The organism is Pseudomonas sp. PDM10 (genome assembly GCF_014852295.1).
Lineage (GTDB): Bacteria > Pseudomonadota > Gammaproteobacteria > Pseudomonadales > Pseudomonadaceae > Aquipseudomonas.
Genome location: NZ_JACVBJ010000001.1, coordinates 817630 through 837714, shown reverse-complemented (window position 1 = coordinate 837714; position 20085 = coordinate 817630). Strand labels below are relative to the sequence as shown.

Annotated in this window: 19 protein-coding genes; 4 read left to right on the top strand and 15 right to left on the bottom strand. The window is 60.9% G+C overall.

The window, feature by feature from the left end:
* The first annotated feature begins 113 nt into the window (after positions 1 to 113).
* Positions 114 to 3584 (top strand): PAS domain-containing hybrid sensor histidine kinase/response regulator, encoded by a 3471-nt coding sequence (locus IB252_RS03980; RefSeq protein WP_192406914.1) that lies wholly within the window; start codon positions 114 to 116, stop codon positions 3582 to 3584.
* Between the two features lie 160 nt (positions 3585 to 3744).
* On the opposite strand, the gene rmuC is transcribed toward IB252_RS03980, so the two are convergent.
* Positions 3745 to 5109 (bottom strand): DNA recombination protein RmuC, encoded by a 1365-nt coding sequence (gene rmuC / locus IB252_RS03975; protein WP_165934047.1) that lies wholly within the window; start codon positions 5107 to 5109, stop codon positions 3745 to 3747.
* A 175-nt stretch (positions 5110 to 5284) separates the two neighbouring features.
* On the bottom strand, positions 5285 to 5608 hold the full coding sequence (locus tag IB252_RS03970) for a sel1 repeat family protein (protein ID WP_111450725.1): 324 nt from the start codon (positions 5606 to 5608) through the stop codon (positions 5285 to 5287).
* A 998-nt stretch (positions 5609 to 6606) separates the two neighbouring features.
* On the opposite strand from IB252_RS03970, the gene IB252_RS03965 reads away from it, so the two are divergent.
* From IB252_RS03965 to IB252_RS03955, 3 genes are all read left to right on the top strand, one after another.
* Positions 6607 to 6831 carry a hypothetical protein gene (locus IB252_RS03965; RefSeq protein ID WP_007898912.1) on the top strand — a complete coding sequence of 75 codons (225 nt, stop codon included), beginning with the start codon at positions 6607 to 6609 and terminating at the stop codon, positions 6829 to 6831.
* Between the two features lie 278 nt (positions 6832 to 7109).
* Entirely contained in the window at positions 7110 to 7592 is a 483-nt protein-coding gene (locus tag IB252_RS03960) for a hypothetical protein (protein ID WP_111450726.1), read from the top strand.
* A 145-nt stretch (positions 7593 to 7737) separates the two neighbouring features.
* Positions 7738 to 9024 (top strand): OmpP1/FadL family transporter, encoded by a 1287-nt coding sequence (locus IB252_RS03955; protein ID WP_111450727.1) that lies wholly within the window; start codon positions 7738 to 7740, stop codon positions 9022 to 9024.
* Positions 9025 to 9112: 88 nt separating this feature from the next.
* Here IB252_RS03955 and IB252_RS03950 read toward each other — a convergent pair whose 3' ends face one another.
* From IB252_RS03950 to IB252_RS03895, 13 genes are all read right to left on the bottom strand, one after another.
* Positions 9113 to 9664 carry a glutathione peroxidase gene (locus tag IB252_RS03950; protein ID WP_192406906.1) on the bottom strand — a complete coding sequence of 184 codons (552 nt, stop codon included), beginning with the start codon at positions 9662 to 9664 and terminating at the stop codon, positions 9113 to 9115.
* A 55-nt stretch (positions 9665 to 9719) separates the two neighbouring features.
* Positions 9720 to 9842 carry a hypothetical protein gene (locus IB252_RS30295; protein ID WP_007977581.1) on the bottom strand — a complete coding sequence of 41 codons (123 nt, stop codon included), beginning with the start codon at positions 9840 to 9842 and terminating at the stop codon, positions 9720 to 9722.
* A complete protein-coding gene (locus tag IB252_RS03945) occupies positions 9839 to 11047 on the bottom strand; it encodes an MFS transporter (protein WP_192406904.1) in 1209 nt (402 codons plus the stop codon). Before IB252_RS03945 ends, IB252_RS30295 begins: the two co-directional genes overlap by 4 nt.
* A gap of 52 nt (positions 11048 to 11099) precedes the next feature.
* Entirely contained in the window at positions 11100 to 11504 is a 405-nt protein-coding gene (locus tag IB252_RS03940) for a MarR family winged helix-turn-helix transcriptional regulator (protein WP_033055842.1), read from the bottom strand.
* Between the two features lie 140 nt (positions 11505 to 11644).
* Positions 11645 to 12379 (bottom strand): adenosylcobinamide-GDP ribazoletransferase, encoded by a 735-nt coding sequence (locus IB252_RS03935; protein WP_192406902.1) that lies wholly within the window; start codon positions 12377 to 12379, stop codon positions 11645 to 11647.
* Positions 12380 to 12381: 2 nt separating this feature from the next.
* Positions 12382 to 12957: an alpha-ribazole phosphatase family protein gene (cobC, locus tag IB252_RS03930; RefSeq protein WP_192406899.1), complete on the bottom strand. Its 576-nt coding sequence runs from the start codon at positions 12955 to 12957 to the stop codon at positions 12382 to 12384.
* A complete protein-coding gene (gene cobT / locus IB252_RS03925) occupies positions 12954 to 14009 on the bottom strand; it encodes a nicotinate-nucleotide--dimethylbenzimidazole phosphoribosyltransferase (RefSeq protein WP_111450732.1) in 1056 nt (351 codons plus the stop codon). Before cobT ends, cobC begins: the two co-directional genes overlap by 4 nt.
* Positions 14006 to 14527 carry a bifunctional adenosylcobinamide kinase/adenosylcobinamide-phosphate guanylyltransferase gene (cobU, locus tag IB252_RS03920; RefSeq protein ID WP_192406897.1) on the bottom strand — a complete coding sequence of 174 codons (522 nt, stop codon included), beginning with the start codon at positions 14525 to 14527 and terminating at the stop codon, positions 14006 to 14008. The genes cobT and cobU overlap by 4 nt, the downstream gene beginning before the upstream one ends.
* A gap of 128 nt (positions 14528 to 14655) precedes the next feature.
* Positions 14656 to 16116, bottom strand: coding sequence for a cobyric acid synthase (locus IB252_RS03915; protein ID WP_412548162.1), 1461 nt, complete (start codon positions 16114 to 16116; stop codon positions 14656 to 14658).
* Positions 16117 to 16124: 8 nt separating this feature from the next.
* Positions 16125 to 17117: a threonine-phosphate decarboxylase CobD gene (gene cobD, locus IB252_RS03910; protein ID WP_192406896.1), complete on the bottom strand. Its 993-nt coding sequence runs from the start codon at positions 17115 to 17117 to the stop codon at positions 16125 to 16127.
* Positions 17110 to 18018, bottom strand: a complete 909-nt coding sequence (cbiB, locus tag IB252_RS03905; protein ID WP_192406894.1) for an adenosylcobinamide-phosphate synthase CbiB — start codon at positions 18016 to 18018, stop codon at positions 17110 to 17112. The genes cobD and cbiB overlap by 8 nt, the downstream gene beginning before the upstream one ends.
* Positions 18015 to 18665: a 5,6-dimethylbenzimidazole synthase gene (gene bluB / locus IB252_RS03900; protein WP_192406893.1), complete on the bottom strand. Its 651-nt coding sequence runs from the start codon at positions 18663 to 18665 to the stop codon at positions 18015 to 18017. Before bluB ends, cbiB begins: the two co-directional genes overlap by 4 nt.
* Positions 18662 to 20077, bottom strand: a complete 1416-nt coding sequence (locus IB252_RS03895; protein ID WP_192406886.1) for a cobyrinate a,c-diamide synthase — start codon at positions 20075 to 20077, stop codon at positions 18662 to 18664. Before IB252_RS03895 ends, bluB begins: the two co-directional genes overlap by 4 nt.
* Between the last annotated feature and the right edge of the window lie 8 nt (positions 20078 to 20085).

The following is a 20085-nucleotide window of genomic DNA, read 5'->3' as shown; positions in this document are numbered from 1 at the left end:
CGCCTGCGACACCCCGCCACGCCGCGACCTTGGTCGACACTGACTAACCCCTGCCATCGTGCGAGACTGTCTGTCCGGGCGGGAGTCCCGGGTGTCTTTTGTCTGGAGTTCCCATGTCGCTGTCCAGCGGGCTGATCGCCGCCGTCGCCCTGGCCTATATGGCCATCATGTTCGCCATCGCCTTCTACGGCGACCGTCGCAGCGCACCGTTGCCGCCGCGAGTGCGCGCCTGGGTGTATAGCCTGTCGCTGGCCGTCTATTGCACCAGCTGGACCTTCTTTGGCGCCGTGGGCCAGGCCGCCGAACAACTCTGGTCGTTCCTGCCGATCTACCTCGGGCCGATCCTGCTGCTGGTGTGCGCGCCGTGGGTCCTGCAAAAAATGGTGATGATCAGCAAACAGGAGAACATCACCTCCATCGCCGACTTCATCGCCGCGCGTTATGGCAAATCCCAGTCGCTGGCGGTGGTGGTGGCGCTGATCTGCCTGGTCGGCGTGTTGCCCTACATCGCGCTGCAACTCAAGGGCATCGTGCTCGGGGTGAACTTGCTGATCGGCGCCGGTGCCGACGCCATGGGCACACGCGCCCAGGACACGGCATTGATCGTGTCGCTGGTGCTGGCGCTGTTCACCATCGTCTTCGGCACCCGCAACCTCGACGCCACGGAACACCACCGCGGCATGGTGCTGGCGATTGCGTTCGAATCCCTGGTCAAGTTGTTTGCCTTTCTCGCGGTCGGCGCGTTCGTGACCTACGGCCTGTACGACGGTTTCGACGACCTGTTCGACCAGGCCATGCTCGCCCCGCGCCTCGAAGAGTATTGGAAGGAAACCATCAACTGGCCGTCGATGGTGGTGCAGACCGGCGTGGCAATGATGGCAATCATCTGCCTGCCCCGGCAGTTCCACGTGACCGTGGTGGAAAACATCGACCCCCAGGATCTGCGCCTGGCCAAATGGGTGTTTCCAGCCTATCTGGCGCTGGCAGCGCTGTTCGTCGTTCCTATCGCCCTCGCCGGTCAGATGCTGCTGCCGAGTTCGGTGCTGCCGGACTCTTTTGTCATCAGCCTGCCGCTGGCTCAAGCCCATCCTGCCCTGGCAATGCTGGCGTTTATCGGTGGCGCCTCGGCGGCGACCGGCATGGTGATTGTCGCCAGCGTGGCGTTGTCGACCATGGTCTCCAACGACATGCTGTTGCCATGGCTGCTGCGGCGCAACAATGCCGAGCGGCCGTTTGAAGTGTTCCGCCAGTGGATGCTCTCGGTGCGCCGAGTGAGCATTGTGGTGATTCTGCTGCTGGCCTACGTCAGTTATCGCCTGCTCGGCTCGACGGCGAGCCTGGCGACCATCGGCCAGATCGCCTTCGCCGCCGTGACCCAACTGGCCCCGGCCATGCTCGGCGCGCTGTACTGGAAACAGGCCAATCGTCGCGGTGTGTTCGCCGGTCTCGCCGCCGGGACATTCCTGTGGTTCTACACCTTGATCCTGCCGATTGCCGCCAACAGCCTCGGCTTGTCGTTGAGCAGTTTCCCGGGCCTGGCCTGGTTACACAGCAACCCGTTGCACCTGCCGATTACCCCGCTGACCCAAGGCGTGGTGCTGTCGCTTGCGGGCAACTTCACACTGTTCGCCTGGGTGTCGGTGCTGTCGCGCACTAGGGTTTCGGAACATTGGCAGGCGGGTCGCTTCATCGGTCAGGAAATCAGCGCCCGCCCCAGCGCCCGTTCGATGCTGTCGGTGCAGATCGACGATTTGTTGCAGCTGGCCGCACGCTTCGTCGGCGAAGAACGCGCCCGTCAGAGTTTTATCCGCTTTGCCTACCGTCAGGGCAAAGGCTTCAACCCGAACCAGAATGCCGACGGTGAATGGATCGCCCATACCGAACGTTTGCTGGCCGGTGTGCTCGGCGCTTCTTCGACCCGTGCGGTGGTAAAAGCCGCCATCGAAGGTAGGGAAATGCAACTCGAGGACGTCGTCCGAATCGCCGACGAAGCCTCGGAAGTACTGCAATTCAACCGCGCGCTGCTGCAAGGCGCAATCGAGAACATCACCCAAGGCATCAGTGTGGTCGACCAGTCGCTGAAACTGGTGGCCTGGAACCGGCGCTATCTGGAGCTGTTCAACTACCCGGATGGACTGATCAGGCTTGGCCGGCCGATTGCCGACATCATTCGCTACAACGCCGAGCGCGGCCTGTGCGGTCCCGGCGAAGCCGAAGTGCACGTCGCACGACGCTTGCACTGGATGCGTCAGGGACGCGCCCACACCTCTGAAAGACTTTTCCCCAATGGCCGTGTGATCGAGCTGATCGGCAACCCGATGCCAGGCGGCGGTTTCGTCATGAGTTTCACCGACATCACCGCGTTCCGCGAGGCTGAGCAAGCGCTGACCGAAGCCAACGAGGGCCTGGAGCGTCGGGTCACCGAGCGGACCCACGAACTGTCGCAACTCAACCTCGCGTTGACCGAAGCAAAGGGCACCGCGGAATCGGCCAACCAGTCGAAAACCCGTTTCCTGGCGGCGGTCAGCCACGACTTGATGCAACCATTGAACGCGGCGCGACTGTTCTCGGCCGCCCTTTCCCACCAGGACGATGGCCTCTCCGCTGAGGCGCAGAAACTGGTCCATCATCTGGACACTTCACTGCGCTCGGCCGAGGACTTGATCAGCGACCTGCTGGACATTTCCCGCCTGGAGAACGGCAAGATCAACCCTGATCCCAAACCGTTCGTGCTCAATGAGATGTTCGACGTCCTCGGTGCCGAGTTCAAGGCGCTGGCCCTCGACCAAGGACTGAAATTCCGCGTCAGGGGCAGTGCGTTGCGCGTCGACAGCGACATCAAACTGTTGCGACGAATCCTGCAGAACTTCCTGACCAATGCCTTCCGTTACGCCAAAGGGCCAGTGCTGCTAGGGGTTCGCCGACGCAAGGGCGAGCTGTGTCTGGAAGTCTGGGACCGTGGTCCGGGCATTCCGTTGGATAAACAGCAGGTCATTTTCGAAGAATTCAAACGCCTCGACAGCCACCAGACGCGTGCTGAGAAAGGCCTGGGGCTGGGCCTGGCGATCGCCGACGGGTTGTGTCGCGTGCTCGGTCATACCTTGCGCGTACGCTCCTGGCCGGGGCGCGGCAGCGTGTTCAGCGTCAGCGTGCCGTTGGCTCGGGCGCAAACCGCGATCCCGACCAAGGTCGCCGAGCTCAATGGCAAATTGCTGAGCGGCTCGCAGGTACTGTGCATCGACAACGAAGACAGCATCCTGATCGGCATGAACAGCTTGCTCACGCGCTGGGGTTGTCAGGTCTGGACCGCGCGCAACCGCGATGAATGCGCGGCGCTGCTCAGCGACGGGATGCGACCGCAATTGGCGCTGGTGGATTACCACCTGGACGATGGCGAGACCGGGACCGAACTGATGGCATGGCTGCGAACCCGATTGGGTGAGCCAGTGCCAGGGGTAGTGATCAGCGCCGATGGGCGACCGGAGACGGTGGCCCAGGTGCATGCGGCGGGGCTGGATTACCTGGCTAAACCGGTGAAACCGGCGGCGTTGCGGGCGTTGCTGAGTCGGCATTTGCCGTTGTAGTGCGGCAGGTTTGAGTCTTGTGGTGGTGCAACTGCCGCCTTCGCGAGCAAGTCGGATCGCCGCACCGCCGCTCCCACATTGAACCGCATTCGTCCGGATAACTCGGTCAAATGTGGGAGCGGCGGTGCGGCGATCCGACTTGCTCGCGAAGCTTTTCGGCTTACTCCGGCAATTCGGCCAACCCATCCACATCCGTCATCGCCCGCTCCAGCAAATCTGCCGGCAGGCTCTTGCTCGCCCGTGCGCCAAGCAACTTGAGCTGCTCGGCGCGGCTGACCAGATTGCCCCGTCCTTCTGTCAGCTTATTGCGCGCAGAGCTGTAGGCTTTGTCCAATTGTTGTAAGCGATTGCCGACTTCATCCAGATCCTGGATGAACAACACGAACTTGTCGTACAGCCACCCGGCCCGCTCGGCGATTTCCCGGGCGTTTTGGCTCTGGCGCTCCTGCTTCCACAGGCTGTCGATGACGCGCAGGGTCGCCAGCAAAGTTGTCGGACTGACGATCACGATGTTGCGATCGAAGGCCTCCTGAAACAGCGTCGGCTCAGCCTGCAATGCGGCGGAAAACGCCGCTTCAATCGGAACGAAGAGCAGGACGAAATCCAGGCTGTGCAAACCGTCGAGACGCTTGTAATCCTTGCCGGCCAGCCCTTTGACGTGAGTGCGCAGAGACAGCACGTGCTGCTTGATGGCGATCTGGCCGATGGCATCGTCTTCGGCCGCGACGTATTGCTGATAGGCCGTGAGGCTGACCTTAGAGTCGACCACCACCTGTTTGTCGCCCGGCAGATAAATGATCACGTCCGGCTGGAAACGCTCACCGTCCGGCCCCTTGAGGTTGACCTGGGTCTGGTACTCGCGCCCCTTCTCCAGGCCCGCGTGCTCAAGCACTCGCTCAAGAATCAGCTCGCCCCAGTTACCTTGGGTTTTCTGGCCTTTCAAGGCGCGGGTCAGGTTGGTGGCTTCGTCGCTCAGGCGCAGGTTCAGCTGTTGCAGCCGCTCCAGCTCCTTGGCCAGGGAAAAACGTTCGCGGGCTTCTGCCTGATAACTTTCTTCGACGCGCTTTTCGAAGGACTGGATGCGTTCTTTCAACGGATCGAGCAACTGACCGAGACGTTGTTGGCTGGATTCGGCAAAGCGCTGCTCGCGCTCGTCGAAGATCTTGCCGGCCAGCTCCGCGAACTGCGCTCGCAGCTCGTCTCGCGAGCCCTGCAGGTCGTTGAGGCGCTGCTGATGGCTTTCCTGCTGCTCACGTAGCTCGGCGTTGAGCGAAGCGGCCTGGGCGTCCAGACGGCGCAACTCAGCCTCCTTGCCGGCGCGTTCCAGATTCCAGGCGTGGGCGGCGTCGCGTGCGTCGTCACGTTCGATCTGCAGCAGTTCGACTTCACGGCGTAGGGCGGCCAGGTCTGCCTGTTTGGCGGCGTTGGCCTGGCCCAAATCACCTATTTCATCGCGACAGGCTTCGAGTTGCGCGTTCAATCCATCTTGAGCCAGAAGGGCCATGGCCAGACGCTCTTCCAGCAGTGCAACCTCTGACTGCGTGGTGCTCGCTCGCCGCTGAAGTTGCCAGGCCAGTACCAGTAACGGCAGCGCAGCGCCCGCCAGACCGAGCAATGCGCTGGTCAAGTCCATAGCCATAGCCACTCCTGCCAATGAAATAAAGCTTGAAGGTTAACCAAGGCGTCAGGTCTTGGACAGCTCAGTCTTCGATCAGACCCAGTTCTTGCTGGGCGCGCCGATCCCCTGCCCGCGCGGCCGAACGCAGAAGGTCCTGACCGATACGGCGATCCCGGGCATTCCCGCATTCACGGCACATCAGCTGACCGAGACGGCTTTGCGCGGCCACGACCCCTTCACGGGCTGGCTGCTTGAGCAACCGTCCGGCGAAGTGTTTGACGTTGGGGTTTTCGCCCAGACGCGGGCTGTCCAGCAGCCACTCGGCCACACGCATCGAAAAGCGCTTGGGCGAAGTAATACTGGGAGGTGTGGAGGTTGTAGAGACTGATACTGAGCGAAACTTCATAAAGCACTGTGGGGCAGATCGGAAGGCGCGCCACTCTACTCTTTTTTTCTTACAGGTAAAGTCTAAAAAAACCCGGCACGCCCGTCCTAGAGCAAGCGCTCGGGACAATCCACAGAAGCTGTGGATAACTCAGTGGACAACCGCCCTTGAACTCTCGCAAAGCCGTATGGAATGGGGCCCGCAGTCAAACTGACGATTTTTTCACCAGTAAAAAAAAGCGATGTTTTTCATTGACTTAAATTTTGGTTACAGGCACCCACTGCGTTTGAAGGGATGATGACAGCGGCGTGACACCCTGCGTGACTTATGTGCACAAGTCCCTTCGAGGTAGTTATATCGATGCGCCGTTTCGGCGCATTTTTTGCCTGCACATGGGGATAAACCTTGGCAAACCCGTGATCCAGGCAGGTGTTGGCCCGATGAGCTGTGACTACCAATGGTCGGAATTTGTGCTAATACAGGGCAAGTCTACGGGTCATGGCTTTTTCCGAGCGCCAATCCGGACCTTGAATGAGGGCGTTCTCAGAACTATTTTGCTAACACACTTCCCTTCAGCAATTCAATCCGTTAGTATCCGCGGCGTTAGTACCAAGCTGAAAGTCAATTCTGGTCGAACACATCCCCCCGGTCAGCCTTCCCAAAGGAAGCCTCCACCGACAAAGCGGGATCGACCACCTCGATGGTTTCCAGGTAAACCTTGCGTCAACACAGCCTTTGAATCGAAAGCAAAGGGTGTTGCGAAGCTCACTTACTCTGACCGAACCAACCTGCAAATTGATCAGGATCTTCACCCTGGGCCCAGAACCTTTGCCCTTGATGTGTTGCCTGCCCTCCTAAGTACCTACCTGCCAGCCCAAGCGCGCCAATTTATCAGCGCTTCAAACTGGCTGCTTTGTTCCAGTCGGGTTCTTCGTTCGACCAATGGTGGTCGTCGTCACTGGAACGTTTTAACTTTGCACGGTTCTTATCCGTGTCGCTTGTAGGAACACCCAATGACTATGTCTACTCAAATCCACACCCAGGATGCCATTCGCACCCTAACCAACGCTTTTGCACCAATGAACTGCCTGATCATGGCCGCTCGCAAAGGCTGCTTCAGCTTCACTCTGGTCAATGAACACGGCATCGCTCGTCACAGCGAACGCCTGTACCCCGATCAATACTCCAGCGCCGAACCGCTGCAGGCCGTGATCGAGCGTACCCGTCAGGCACTGGTTGCCTGATACGCCAGAAAGACTGAAAACCTCAAAAGCCTCGCTTTAAAAAAGCGGGGCTTTTTATTGCCTGAAATTTCTCTTTTCGCCGCTGCCGCCTAAGCACAAACCGATATAACGGTTATAACTCGCAGCCGGAAATATTTTAAAAACAGGCCTTTACGACGCGAATATGACACTACACTTCAACTCAAGCGGCTTAAGCCGCTTCCGGCGAGCCTGATTCGATTCACCCGCTGCCAAGGCCTCTTCAGGTATCGCCGACCATTTCATGTTTCGAGGGTTTTATGGGTATCGCTGCCAGCGAACTGTGCCGTTATGTGATCCGCCCGACATTGATTTATCTCGGGTGCCATAGCGCAACTGCCGAATCCTTGCTGCTGGGTGTCGCCGCCAGCCAGTCAGCCCTTGGAACGGCCCTGCATGACCGCCGCGGGCACGGTTTGTACCGAATCGCCGAACTCCGCCACCAGGCACTTTGGGACCACTACCTGGCACTTGACCCGGAACGCGCGAGCCTGGTTCGCGGCCTGGCCAGCCAACATGCTTTCCTGAGTGGCCCGCATCTCGAATTGACCGTCAACCTGCGTTACGCCACAGCCATCGCCTGGCTGTTGGTAGAAGAACAGAACACCCCCCTCCCCGAAGCAGACGACCTACTGGGAATGGCGCGCATCTGGCGCCAGACCTTCCAGCCTCAAGGACGCCTGAGAGACTTCACCTGCGCCTGGCAAACCTGTGTTTCACCGCTGAATCAGGTCGCCTGCTGACCGGCTGTTTCCACAAGATCGCGAAACGGCAGCGATTTTGGTCGGATTGTCCTACAAAACCGCTCTAAATCAAGCGATACAGCCTATAGCGCTGGGACGAAAATGTTGGTAATTTTCGCCCCGGTGATCACCAGGAGTTCTAATAATGAAAAAAGTAATGCTCAAAACCACCCTTAGCCTCGCCGTTACCTTGGCATCCACCCAGATCTTCGCAAGTGGCTTTGCCCTTAACGAACAAAGCATCAGCGGGATGGGGACAGGTTTTGCGGGGCGCTCTTCATCTGCCGATGATGCAAGTACAGTTTTTGGCAACCCTGCCGGTATGGCCCGCCTCAAAGGCCAGCAAATCACTGGCGGTTTCGCAGCGATCGACGCCTCGACCGATATCAGCGATACCAGCGGCCGTTCAAGCGGAACCAACAAAGGCGATATGGTTCCGCTCACTTCAGTACCGATGGGTTTCTATACCAATAAAATCAACGATGAGTGGGCTTTTGGTTTGGGCGTCTACGCTCCGTTCGGGCTGATCACCGACTACGAAAGCGGCTTTCAGGGCCGCGCTTTCGGCAGCAAGAGCGAAGTCAAAATCATCACTCTGCAGCCAACCGTCAGCTACGCTTTCAACGATAAAGTTTCGATCGGTTTTGGCCCTACCATCAACCGGATTTCCGGCACCCTGGAATCGGACATTGCTCTCCCTGTCCCCCGGACTGGTGATAACAATGTGGAGATCAAGGGCGACGATACGGCCTTGGGCTTTAACGCCGGCGTCCTGGTTCAAGCCACCGATACCACTCGCGTGGGCCTGACCTATCACTCGAAAGTGAACTACAAGCTCGACGGCCACACCGATGTGTCTACCGGCGCTGGTGTGCCACCTCAGCTGCTCAAATCCAACCGTTACGATGCCTCGCTGAAGATCGAAACACCTGAGTCCTATGACCTTTCCGTGACTCAAGATATAAATGATGCCTGGAAGCTCTATGCCGGTGCTACCTGGACTCGTTGGAGCCGCCTGAAAGACATCACGGTCAACAACGAAGGCGTAACCGCACTTAACGGTGGTGCCCTCGCCCCACGAATCGTTGGTACCATCAAGGAAGACCAGAACTGGCATGACACCTGGGCCTACGCCGTGGGTACTTCCTACCAGTTGAACAAGCAGTGGGTACTGCGTACCGGTCTCTCCTTTGACCAGTCGCCCACCAACAACACTGATCGTTCGCCACGCATCCCTACCGGCGACCGGACCATCTTCAGTGTCGGTGCGGGCTTCAACCCAACCGACGACTGGACCATTGATGTGGCTTACTCTTACCTCAAGGAAGAATCTGTCACTGTCAACCGCGCTAACGCTTTGGGTCAGTCCTACAACGCCAAGTACGAAAACAGTGCGAACGGTTTCGGTGTTGGCGCGACCTACCGCTTCTGATGATTCACGGCGAACCTGAACCGCTCGCCGCCTGAATTGAAAAAGCCCCGCTCTCTTGTACAGAGGCGGGGCTTTTTGATGGACTCGATCAGGGTTGCGAGGCCAGGGCTTTCTCCACCGCGGCGATGAACTCGGGATCGTCAGGCTTGGTCAGGCTGGAGAAATTGGCGATCACCTGGCCCTTGCGATCGACCACGTACTTGTAGAAGTTCCACTTCGGCGCGGTGCTCTGCCTGGCGATGATCTTGAACAAGTGCGTCGCGTCATTACCGCGGACTTTCTGCGGTTCAGTCATGGTGAACGTCACGCCGTAGTTCACGTAGCAGACCTTGGCAGTCTCTTCGCCATCCTTGGACTCTTGCTTGAAGTCATTGGACGGAACACCGATCACCTCCAGCCCTTGATCCTTGTATCGCTGATTCAGCGCCTCAAGGCCTTTGAACTGCGGGGCGAAACCACAGAAGCTCGCGGTATTGACCACCACCAGCGGTTTGCCGGCGAAGCGCTGGCACAGGTCGATGGATTCCTTGGCGCGCAGCTTGGGCAACGAGCCTTGCAAAAGCTCCGGGCATTCGGCCGCTTGAGCCAATCCACTAAACGCTACCAGTAACGCGAGAACTGCGAGCCAGCGCATCAGCATGTGGGGGCATCCTCGATAAGTCGTCCAAACCGAAGTTACTCGCCCTCACATCCTGCTAGCAAGCACCCATGCCCAGTTGCATCAACGCCAGCCCGCCCTGGTGCCACCCCCACCACGACAGGGCCAGCAGCAAGGCGCAGACAGCGGCGACAGCGATCCGCGGCCAGAGACTGTTCATATCGCACTCATCTGTGTTTGCAGGCGCGCCACCGGCCGCTCACGCACCGGCCAGTTCAGGGCGGCCGCCAACAGGCTCAAGAGAATCGCCACTTGCCAGATCAAGTCATAGCTCCCGGTTCGGTCATACACCACCCCGCCCAACCAGCCGCCGAGGAACGATCCGAGCTGGTGAAACAGGAAAACAATCCCACCGAGCATGGACAGATTTCGCACACCGAACAAGGTCGCGACGGTGCCGTTGGTCAAGGGTACCGTCGACAGCCACAGGAAGCCCATCGCCATGCCAAACAGGTACGCAGTGGTCGTCGTGACGGGCGCCCACAGGAACAACCCGATCACCACTGCCCGCAGCAGATACAGGCCAGTAAGCAAACGTGGCTTGGACATCCGTCCGCCCAGCCAGCCCGCCGTGTAGGTCCCGAAAATATTGAACAGCCCGATCAACGCCAGCACCGTGGTGCCGACGCTCGCCGGAAGGTGCTGATCCACCAGATAAGCCGGCAAGTGCACGCCGATGAATACCACCTGGAAGCCGCAGACAAAAAAGCCGAACGCCAGCAGCCAGAAGCCCGAATGGGAACAGGCCTCGTGCAATGCTTCGGACAGCGTTTGCTCATGACCGAACACCGGCAACGGCTTGTCCTTGAGCATGCTCACCAGCGGCACAATCAGTGCCACCAACAGGCCCAACACCAGCAATGCCGCGGACCAGCCGAGCCAGCCGATCAACCCCAGCGTGCCGGGCAACATGGCGAACTGGCCGAAAGAGCCGGCAGCGCTGGCGATGCCCATACCCATGCTGCGTTTCTCTGGCGGCACTGCGCGGCCGACCACGCCGAGGATCACCGAGAACGAGGTACCGGACAGACCGATGCCGATCAACAGGCCGGCACTCAGTGACAAGGTCATGGCCGAATCCGACAGGCCCATGAACACCAGGCCCAATGCATACAAGACACCGCCGACCAACACCACTTTCGCGGCGCCAAAGCGATCGGCCAGCGCGCCGGTGAAGGGCTGAGCCAGGCCCCAGATCAGGTTCTGCAAGGCAATGGCGAAGGCAAACGTCTCACGCCCCCAACCGAATTCGGCACTCATCGGCGCCAGAAACAGCCCGAAGCCGTGCCTTACACCCAAGGACAACGCAAGAATCAGCGCACTCCCCAACAAAACCCAACCGCACGTACGCCACATCGATGTCATTCTTGTTCTCCGGTAGCGGGTATATACCCGCTTAAGATCGGAAAAACCGGCATCACGCCAGTTCGTCCAGCAGTCGCAGCAAGGTTTCGCGTTTCTCGGCACCCAAGCGGTCAATCAACCGCTGTTGCGCCGCTTCCCACGCGGGCAAGGCCGCTTTCAGGCGTTCAACACCGGCCTCGGTGAGCATGACGATGCGGTTACGCATGTCTTCGCCCTCGACCAGCATCAGCAGGCCTTCGCCTTCCAGCACCCGCAGATTGCGCCCCAAGGTGCTGCGATCCAGGCCCATGGCCTCGGCCAACGTGGAAATACTCGGTTTATCCAGACGCTGCAGATTACACAGCAGAGAATACTGGGCGACGTTGATCCCGAAGCCGTCGAGAGCGCCGTCGTAATGCCTGCTGACGCCACGGGCGGCGCGACGCAGGTTGATGCATAAACATTGGGAGTCGAGCATGGTGCGTGTATATACCCGCGGTTAAATGAATGCAAATTGTTGATACAAATTACCTGTAGGAGCAAGGCTTGCCCGCGATAAACGTTAACGCGATTTCCCTGAAAGAACAGCAGCGCGGCCATCGCGAGCAAGCTTTGCTCCTACGGAAGCAGTGCGAGGCCGACCAGTAAAACCATTTCCAGCAATTCCAGCAACGCCCCCGCCGTATCGCCCGTCGTGCCGCCCAATCGGCGCAGCATCACTTGGCGCAGCCAGGCAAACACCAACGCCGCCAGCACCACTGCCAATACGCCGCTGAGACCGGCAATCAAAACGCAAGCCAACGCACTCACCGCCAACACCTGCGTGCCCGCCAACCGTGGCAGATGATCGGCCAGCGCTTGCCCCAAGCCACCGGCGCGCACATAAGGCGTGGTCAGGAACACCCCCAACATCGCGCTGCGCCCGATCATCGGGACAATGATCAGGACAACGGCGTGTTGCTGCTCGATCAATGCCAGCAACGCGGCGAATTTGAGCAGTAATACCAGCACCAGCGTCACGACCGCAATCGGCCCGCTGCGCGGGTCCTTCATGATCGTCAACGTGCGCTCGCGGTCGCCGAACCCACCGAGCCATGCATCGGCGCTGTCGGCCAGGCCATCCAGGTGCAAAGCACCGCTGAGCAAGACCCAAACCGTCAGCAACAGCGCGGCGTGAAGCAACAACGGGGTGCCGAGCAGCAGCCAGTTGAGCGCCCACAAAATCCCGCCGAACAGCAGGCCGACCAGCGGATAAAACAGCAGCGACCGCCCCAATTCCTGTGGTTCCGGCATGCCCGGCAGACGAATCGGCAGACTGCTCAAAAATTGCAGGGCGATCCAGAACGGCAACATGGTCAGAGCGCTTCCTTTAACAACAGGCCGGATTCGACCGTCAGCGAAAACAACGCGCCATGCCCGACTTCGACGTTGAGCAACTGCTCACGAGGCAATCCCCGCGCCTGAGCCAGCAACAAGCGCATGACCCCGCCGTGACTGATCAGCAACACCCGCTCGCCTGCGTAGGTAGCCTGCAAGCGCTCAACAGCTGCCAACACCCGCGTCGAAAAATCCACCACCGGCTCACCCTGAGGCGGCGTAAACGAATAAGGGTCGGCCCAGAATAATCCCAACGCCTCGGCATCGGTTTCCATCAACGCGGCGGCGCTCTGCCCTTCCCAGGCGCCGAAGTGCAGCTCCTGGAGGTCTTTATCCAACTGCACCGGCAAACCCAACTGTGCACCGAGTTCTTCGGCGAACCGCGCACAGCGCTGCAGTGGCGAGCTGACCAAACGATCCCAAGGCCCCTGCTCGACCACCGCCGCGCGCATCTGCGCCCAGCCCTTGTCGGTCAGCGCATCGTCGAGGCTGCCGCGCAAACCGCCACCGAGCTCGGTTTCGCCGTGGCGCAACAGGTCCAGGCGCAAGGTCATGCCGGACGGTCCGCCACGGCGGCCTCGGCGAAGGTCGCCATCTGCCCGTGAAGGTCGCACGCCAGACGCAGCAACGGCACGGCCAACGCCGCACCACTGCCCTCGCCCAGACGCAGGCCGAGGTCCAGCAGCGGTTCGGCGTTCAGGGTTTCCAGTACATGACGATGACCCGGCTCGGCGCCGCGATGGCCGAACAATAGCCACTGACGGCATTCAGGATTCAAGCGCACTGCCACCAACGCCGCGACGCTACAAATGAAACCGTCCACCAGCACTGCGACGCCTTCCTGGGCGCACGCCAGATACGCGCCGACCAGGGCCGCGATCTCAAAACCGCCAAGGTTGAACAGGGTTTGCAGCGCATCACCACGCTGAGCGCTGTGCAACGCCAAAGCGCGTTCGATCACCTGCGCTTTATGACTGACACCCGCCGCATTCAAACCCGTGCCCGGCCCGGCCAGATGCACCACCGGGCAATCGAGCAAGGCACACGCCAACGCACTGGCCGCGGTGGTGTTGCCGATGCCCATCTCGCCACCGATAAACAACTGCGCACCCGCCGCGATGGCGCGCTGCACGCTGTCGCGGCCGGCCTGCAAAGCGAGTTCGCCTTGAGCCGGCGTCATCGCCGGACCTTCGACAAAATTCGCCGTACCCGGGCCGATATTCATATGACGCACACCCGGCAAATTCAACGACGGCGTCACCGTGCCGAGGTCGACGACTTCCAGGGAGGCCCCGAGTTGCCGCGCCAACACGCTGATCGCCGCCCCACCGCTGACGAAGTTGAGCAACATCTGCCCGGTGACTTCCTGGGGAAATGCCGACACCCCTTCAGCGACCACGCCATGGTCACCGGCAAAAATCGCGATCCACAGCTGATCCAGACTCGGCTTGACCTGCCCTTGCAACCCGGCCAATTGCACGGCCACCGACTCAAGCCGACCGAGGGAGCCGGCCGGCTTGGTCAGCTGCTGTTGACGGGCCTGCGCCTGCTCGACCGCTTGAGCATCGATCGGTTTGCACGGGTTCAGCCACCAGGATTGAGTCATAACGCAGTTCCTTTCAAAGTCAGGGGCAGGCCGGCGACGGTCAGGACGACTCGCTGACAGCGCTCGGCCAAGGCTTGATGCAGCCAACCGGCTTCATCGACATAGCGGCGAGTCAATTCGCCCAGCGGCACGACACCCATTCCGGTCTCGTTGCTGACAAAAATGATTTCACCCGGCAACGATGCCAGGCAGTCCAGCAGCGCATCACGCTCAGCCGACAGACGCTCGGCGTCGTCGAGCATCAGCAGATTGGTCATCCATAGGGTCAGGCAATCCACCAGCAGGCACCGATCGGCTCTGGCGGTTTCGCGCAGGACGCGGGCGAGCTCCACCGGCTCTTCGATCAACGCCCATTCGGCTGGACGACGGGCGCGGTGATGGGCCACCCGCTCGTTCATTTCACCGTCGAGGGGTTGGCTGGTGGCGATGTACGTCACTGCCAGACCGCTGTCGGAGGCGAGTTTTTCGGCCAGCCGGCTTTTGCCGGAGCGCGCGCCGCCGAGGATCAGTTGCAGCATGGTCATTCCTTCAAATTGGCGGTTTGGTGACGGGCCTCATCGCGGGCAAGCCATGCTCCTACAGGATCAAGAGCGGCTCTTGATCCTGTAGGAACATGGCTTGCCCGCGATGACATTCTCAACCCCTCTCAAATCCCACAGAGCTCACGCAACAGTCGGGTATCCAGATGCTTCTCCACCAGATCCGCCAGCCGCTCGATATCGCGCTCACGCAACGCGTGATAATCCACGTCCTGCACCGCCTGCAAACCGGCCCAGCGCAACAGCGCACTGCACGCCGCGGGCGATTCAAACAGGCCATGCAGATAGGTGCCGAAAATCTGCCCGTCCACGCTTTGCGCACCGTCGCAGCGACCGTCGTCCAGTTGCACGGCGGCGTTTTCCAGCGCCGGCCCGGTGGTCACGCCAGCATGAATTTCATAACCGCTGACCGGCGCGTCTTCGAGCGCCAGACGCCCGCGCACATTGCGCAATTGCTTCTCTTCTTCGAGCCGGGTTTCGAACGCCAGCAAGCCCAAACCGGCGCTGGAACCCGGTGCGCCTTCGAGGCCCAACGGGTCGTGTACCTGGTCGCCGAGCATTTGCAGACCACCGCAAATCCCCAGCACTTTGCCGCCATAACGCAGATGACGACTGATCGCAGTGTCCCAGCCATTGGCCCGCAGATACGCGAGGTCGCTGCGTACGCTTTTCGAGCCGGGAAGAATAATCAGGTCCGCCGGTGGAATCGCCTGACCGGGGCCGACAAATTGCAGATCCACCTGCGGATGCAGGCGCAGCGGATCGAAATCGGTGTGGTTGCTGATGCGCGGCAGCACCGGCACCACCACTTTCAGCACCTGATCGGCCTTGTCGGTCTGACGCTGGTCGATGCCGTCCTCGGCTTCCAGGTGCAAGTCCATCACGTAAGGCAGAACGCCGATCACCGGTTTGCCGGTGCGCGCTTCCAGCCAGTCGAGACCCGGTTGCAGCAAAGCGATATCGCCGCGAAACCGGTTGATGATGAAGCCTTTGACCCGTGCCTGCTCGCTGGGCGATAGCAGTTCCAGCGTGCCCACCAGATGCGCGAAAACCCCACCGCGATTGATGTCGGCGATCAGCACCACCGGACAATCCACGGCCTCGGCAAAGCCCATGTTGGCGATGTCGCCGGCACGCAGATTGATCTCGGCCGGCGAGCCCGCGCCTTCGACCATGACCACGGGATAAGCCGCGCTCAGCCGTTCATGAGAGGCCAGCACTGCTTGCATGGCGATGGCTTTGTAGTCGTGATACGCAACTGCGTTCATCGTCGTGACCGCGCGGCCATGGATGATCACTTGAGCGCCGGTGTCGCTATTGGGTTTGAGCAGCACCGGGTTCATGTCGGTGTGCGGCTCAAGGTTGGCGGCCTGAGCCTGCACCGCTTGCGCACGACCGATCTCGCCACCGTCGGCGGTCACGGCACTGTTGAGCGCCATGTTCTGTGGCTTGAACGGCACGACGCTGACGCCCTGACGCGTGACCCAGCGGCACAACGCCGTTACCAGCGTGCTTTTGCCGGCGTCGGAAGTGGTGCCCTGCACCATCAAAGTCGCGCCCTGCGCCATCAACGTAGTCATTGGGTTTCCCTAGCGTAGGCTTCGAACGCTTGCGCGAGACGTGTCCAGTCGGCTTCATCGGCGGGCAAGCCGAAGCGCAGGCTGCTGTTGTGCGTGAACAACCGCAGCAGAATGCCGCGCCGGGCCATGAATTCATGCAAGGTTTCGGCGCGTTCGGTGATCAGCCATTGAAACAACGCGCAGCCGCCCTGTGGTTTGAAACCGTGCTGTTCAAGCAACAGCGCCAGACGCGCGCCGGCCTCTTCAGTGCGAACCCGCTGCCGGGCATGCCCTTCGGTGTCCAGCAGACAGGCCTGACCCAGTACCCGCGTCGGCCCGCTGACCGCCCATGGTCCCACTTGCTCGGCCAGCAACTTGAGCAACTTGCGCTCGGCCAGCGCGAAACCCAGGCGCACACCGGCCAGGCCGAAAAACTTGCCGAAGGAACGCAGCACGATCAACCCGACCTGATTGGCAAAAGGTGCCAGGCTCAGCTGCGGCGTGTTGTCCATGAAGGCCTCGTCCACCACCAGCCAGCCGCCGCGCTGGGCCAGCCGCGAGTGCCAGTCGAGCAGGCGACTCGGTGTCAGGCTCAGGCCGGTAGGATTGTTCGGGTTGACCACCACCAGCACGTCGAGGCTGTCGAGATAGAAATCGACTTCCTGCTCCAGCACTTCACGCACGATGTAGCCATTACGGCGCCACGCTTCGGCGTGTTCGGCGTAACACGGCGAGAGCACGCCGACCTTGCCCGCCCGGCGCAAACGCGGCAGCAACTGGATCGCCATTTGCGAACCGGCCACCGGCAGCACCTGAGCGGCGCCGTAATAATCACAGGCCGCCTGCTCCAGACCGTCATCGGTTTCCGGCAAACGCGCCCAGGCCCGCAACGGAATCTGCGGGACCGGAAACGGCCAGGGCGCGAGGCCGCTGGACAGGTCAAGCCACTCGGCTTCGGCGATGCCGTATTCGAGCGCCGCCTTGCGTAACCGACCACCGTGCTCAAGCATAGAATTCAGCCCCCACGCAGAGGATCAGCAACCATAACCATACCCCGCGCTGGACCAATTGCCAGCCGCGGTCGATGGAGTCGGCGTCCGCCGGTTCGCCTTCGCCCAATGGCGGACGCTGATGCAGTTCACCGTGATAAATCGCCGCCCCACCCAACTCGACGCCGAGCGCTCCGGCACCGGCCGCCATCACCGGACCGGCATTCGGGCTGTCCCAGGTCGGGCCCTGGGTGCGCCAGCATTTCAACGCCAGGCGGGTTTTGCCCAGCAGCGCGTAGGTCAGCGCCACCAGGCGTGCAGGAATATAGTTGAGGACGTCGTCGATCTTTGCCGCGGCCCAGCCGAAACGCTCGAAGCGTTCATTGCGGTAGCCCCACATCGCATCCAGCGTGTTGCTCAAACGGTAGAGCACCACGCCAGGCGCGCCAGCCACGGCAAACCAGAACAGCGCAGCGAATACCGCGTCGCTGCCGTTCTCCAGCACCGATTCTGTAGCAGCGCGGGCGACTTCGGTTTTATCCAGTTCGCTGGTCTGGCGGCTGACCAGATAACTGACACGTTTGCGCGCCTCCTCCAGATCATCACTGCGCAGCGCCTTGGCCACCGGCTCGACGTGTTCTCCGAGGCTGCGCATGCCGAGGGCGCAATAGAGCACGAGAATTTCGACGATCCAGCCGACATAAGGCGCCCAGGAAAACGCCGTGGCCAGCAGGGTCAGCGGTAACACCGCGATCACCCAGGCAGTGACGCCATGACTGCGCCAGCCGCGACCTTCACCGTTGAAACGTTGCTCGATGCGGTCGGCAAAACGGCCGAACGCCACCAGCGGATGCCAGCGTTTGGGTTCACCCAGCAGCGCATCCAGCGCAACCGCGGCGACACTCAACAACGCCACACTCATTGACTCACTCCCCAATAATTTTCATACAGCAGCTCACTGAGCGGACGCGCCTGCGCCCAGCCTTCGAGTACCAACATCGGCGCCGGATAGAATTCCTTGACCGGCCCCAGGCAAAGAACGGCCAAGGGCTTGGCTCCGGCGGGCAAACCCAGCAAGTCCGCCAGTGCTTGCGGCTCGAACAGCGAGACCCAGCCCATGCCCAATCCTTCAGCGCGGGAGGCCAGCCAGAGGTTCTGAATCGCGCAGGAAAGCGAGGCCATGTCCATTTCCGGCATCGTGCGACGGCCGAAGATATGACGCTCGCGATCATCCATCAGCGCCGCGACCAGCACCTCGGCGCAGTCGTTGATGCCTTCGACTTTCAGCTTCATGAATTCGTCGGTGCGTTCGCCGAGGGCTTCGGCGGTGCGGATGCGTTCTTCTTCCACCAGTGACTGGATCTTGCCGCGCAGGGTTCGATCGCTGATGCGGATGAACCGCCAGGGCTGCATCAGGCCGACACTCGGCGCCTGATGCGCGGCTTCGAGCAGGCGCCGCAGCAACTCGGGCTCGACCGTGCCACCGCTGAAATGACGCATGTCGCGGCGTTCGCCGATGGCTCGGTAGACCGCTTCGCGTTCGGCCTGGCTGAATGCGTTGTCAGTCATGGCCTCTTCGCGAGCAAGCCCGCTCCCACAGTGGACCGCGTTTCTTCAGGCAAACCACTTTCCAATGTGGGAGTGACGGTGCGACGATTCGACCTGCTCGCGATGGCGTCCTTATGGTCAGGCACAAACAGCGCGGCTACAGCAGTGGGATTGGACGGAAAATAGAAATGTACATAAGAAGCTGTCATCCGCCCCTCACGATAAACCGCCTCCGCCCCACGCCCACCGTTAGGACTCAGGCCACGGGCAATCGGCTCAAGCTCCGTACTGGTCAGCGAGTGGTGATAGGTGTGCCCACGCAACAAACCTTCTGGCAACTCGACTGCCTGCAACGCCAACGCGGCCAGACGCTTTTGCATCACCGCATCCCCCGCCAGCAAGCCGACCAGTTCAGCGCGAGTGCCCTCGACATCGGTCAACGAATCGAGCAGATACAGCATGCCGCCGCACTCGGCCAACAACGGTTTACCCGCCGCATGGTGAGCGCGGATTGCGGCCAGCATCGTGGTGTTCTGTGACAGCGCCACATGGTGCAATTCGGGATAACCGCCCGGCAGATAGAGGCTGTCTGCCTCCGGCAATTGCGCGTCACGGATCGGTGAGAAAAACGACAACTCGGCACCCATGGCTCGCAGCAAATCCAGGCTTGCACCGTAGGTGAAGGCAAACGCTTCGTCACGGGCCACGGCGATACGCACGCCGGCCAGCAACGGTTCTGCAGCGATCACATCAGGCGCGGCGAATTCCACCGCCGGTGGCAGCGCGACCTCGCAACTGCTGGCCAGTGCGTCAGCTGCTGCATCGAGACGCAGGTCAAGATCGTTCAACTCACTGGCCTGAACCAGCCCGAGATGCCGACTCGGCAATTCGATCCCGGTTTCCCGGGACAAGGCGCCGTACCAGCGCAAGCCTTCAGTGAGGCTGCCTTCCAGTAATTGCGCGTGACGCAGGGTGCCGACGCGGTTGGCCAGCACACCGGCAAACGGCAAGTCCGGCTGATACTTCGCCAGCCCCAACGCCAATGCGCCAAAGGTCTGGGCCATGGCAGTGCCGTCGATCACGCCGAGCACCGGGACACCGAAGTGCCGCGCCAGATCAGCACTCGACGGCGTGCCGTCGAACAGCCCCATGACGCCTTCAATGAGGATCAGATCGGCTTCGCCGGCGGCTTCCCACAACAGCCGACGACTTTCCTGCTCGCCGACCATCCACATGTCCAATTGATACACCGGCGCACCGCTGGCGCGCTCGAGAATCATCGGATCAAGAAAGTCCGGGCCGCATTTGAACACGCGCACCTTGCGCCCTTGATTGCGATGCAAACGGGCCAGCGCGGCGGTGACGGTGGTCTTGCCCTGACCGGAAGCCGGCGCGGCAATCAATACCGCCGGGCATTGACGATGGCTATTCATAAAGTGCG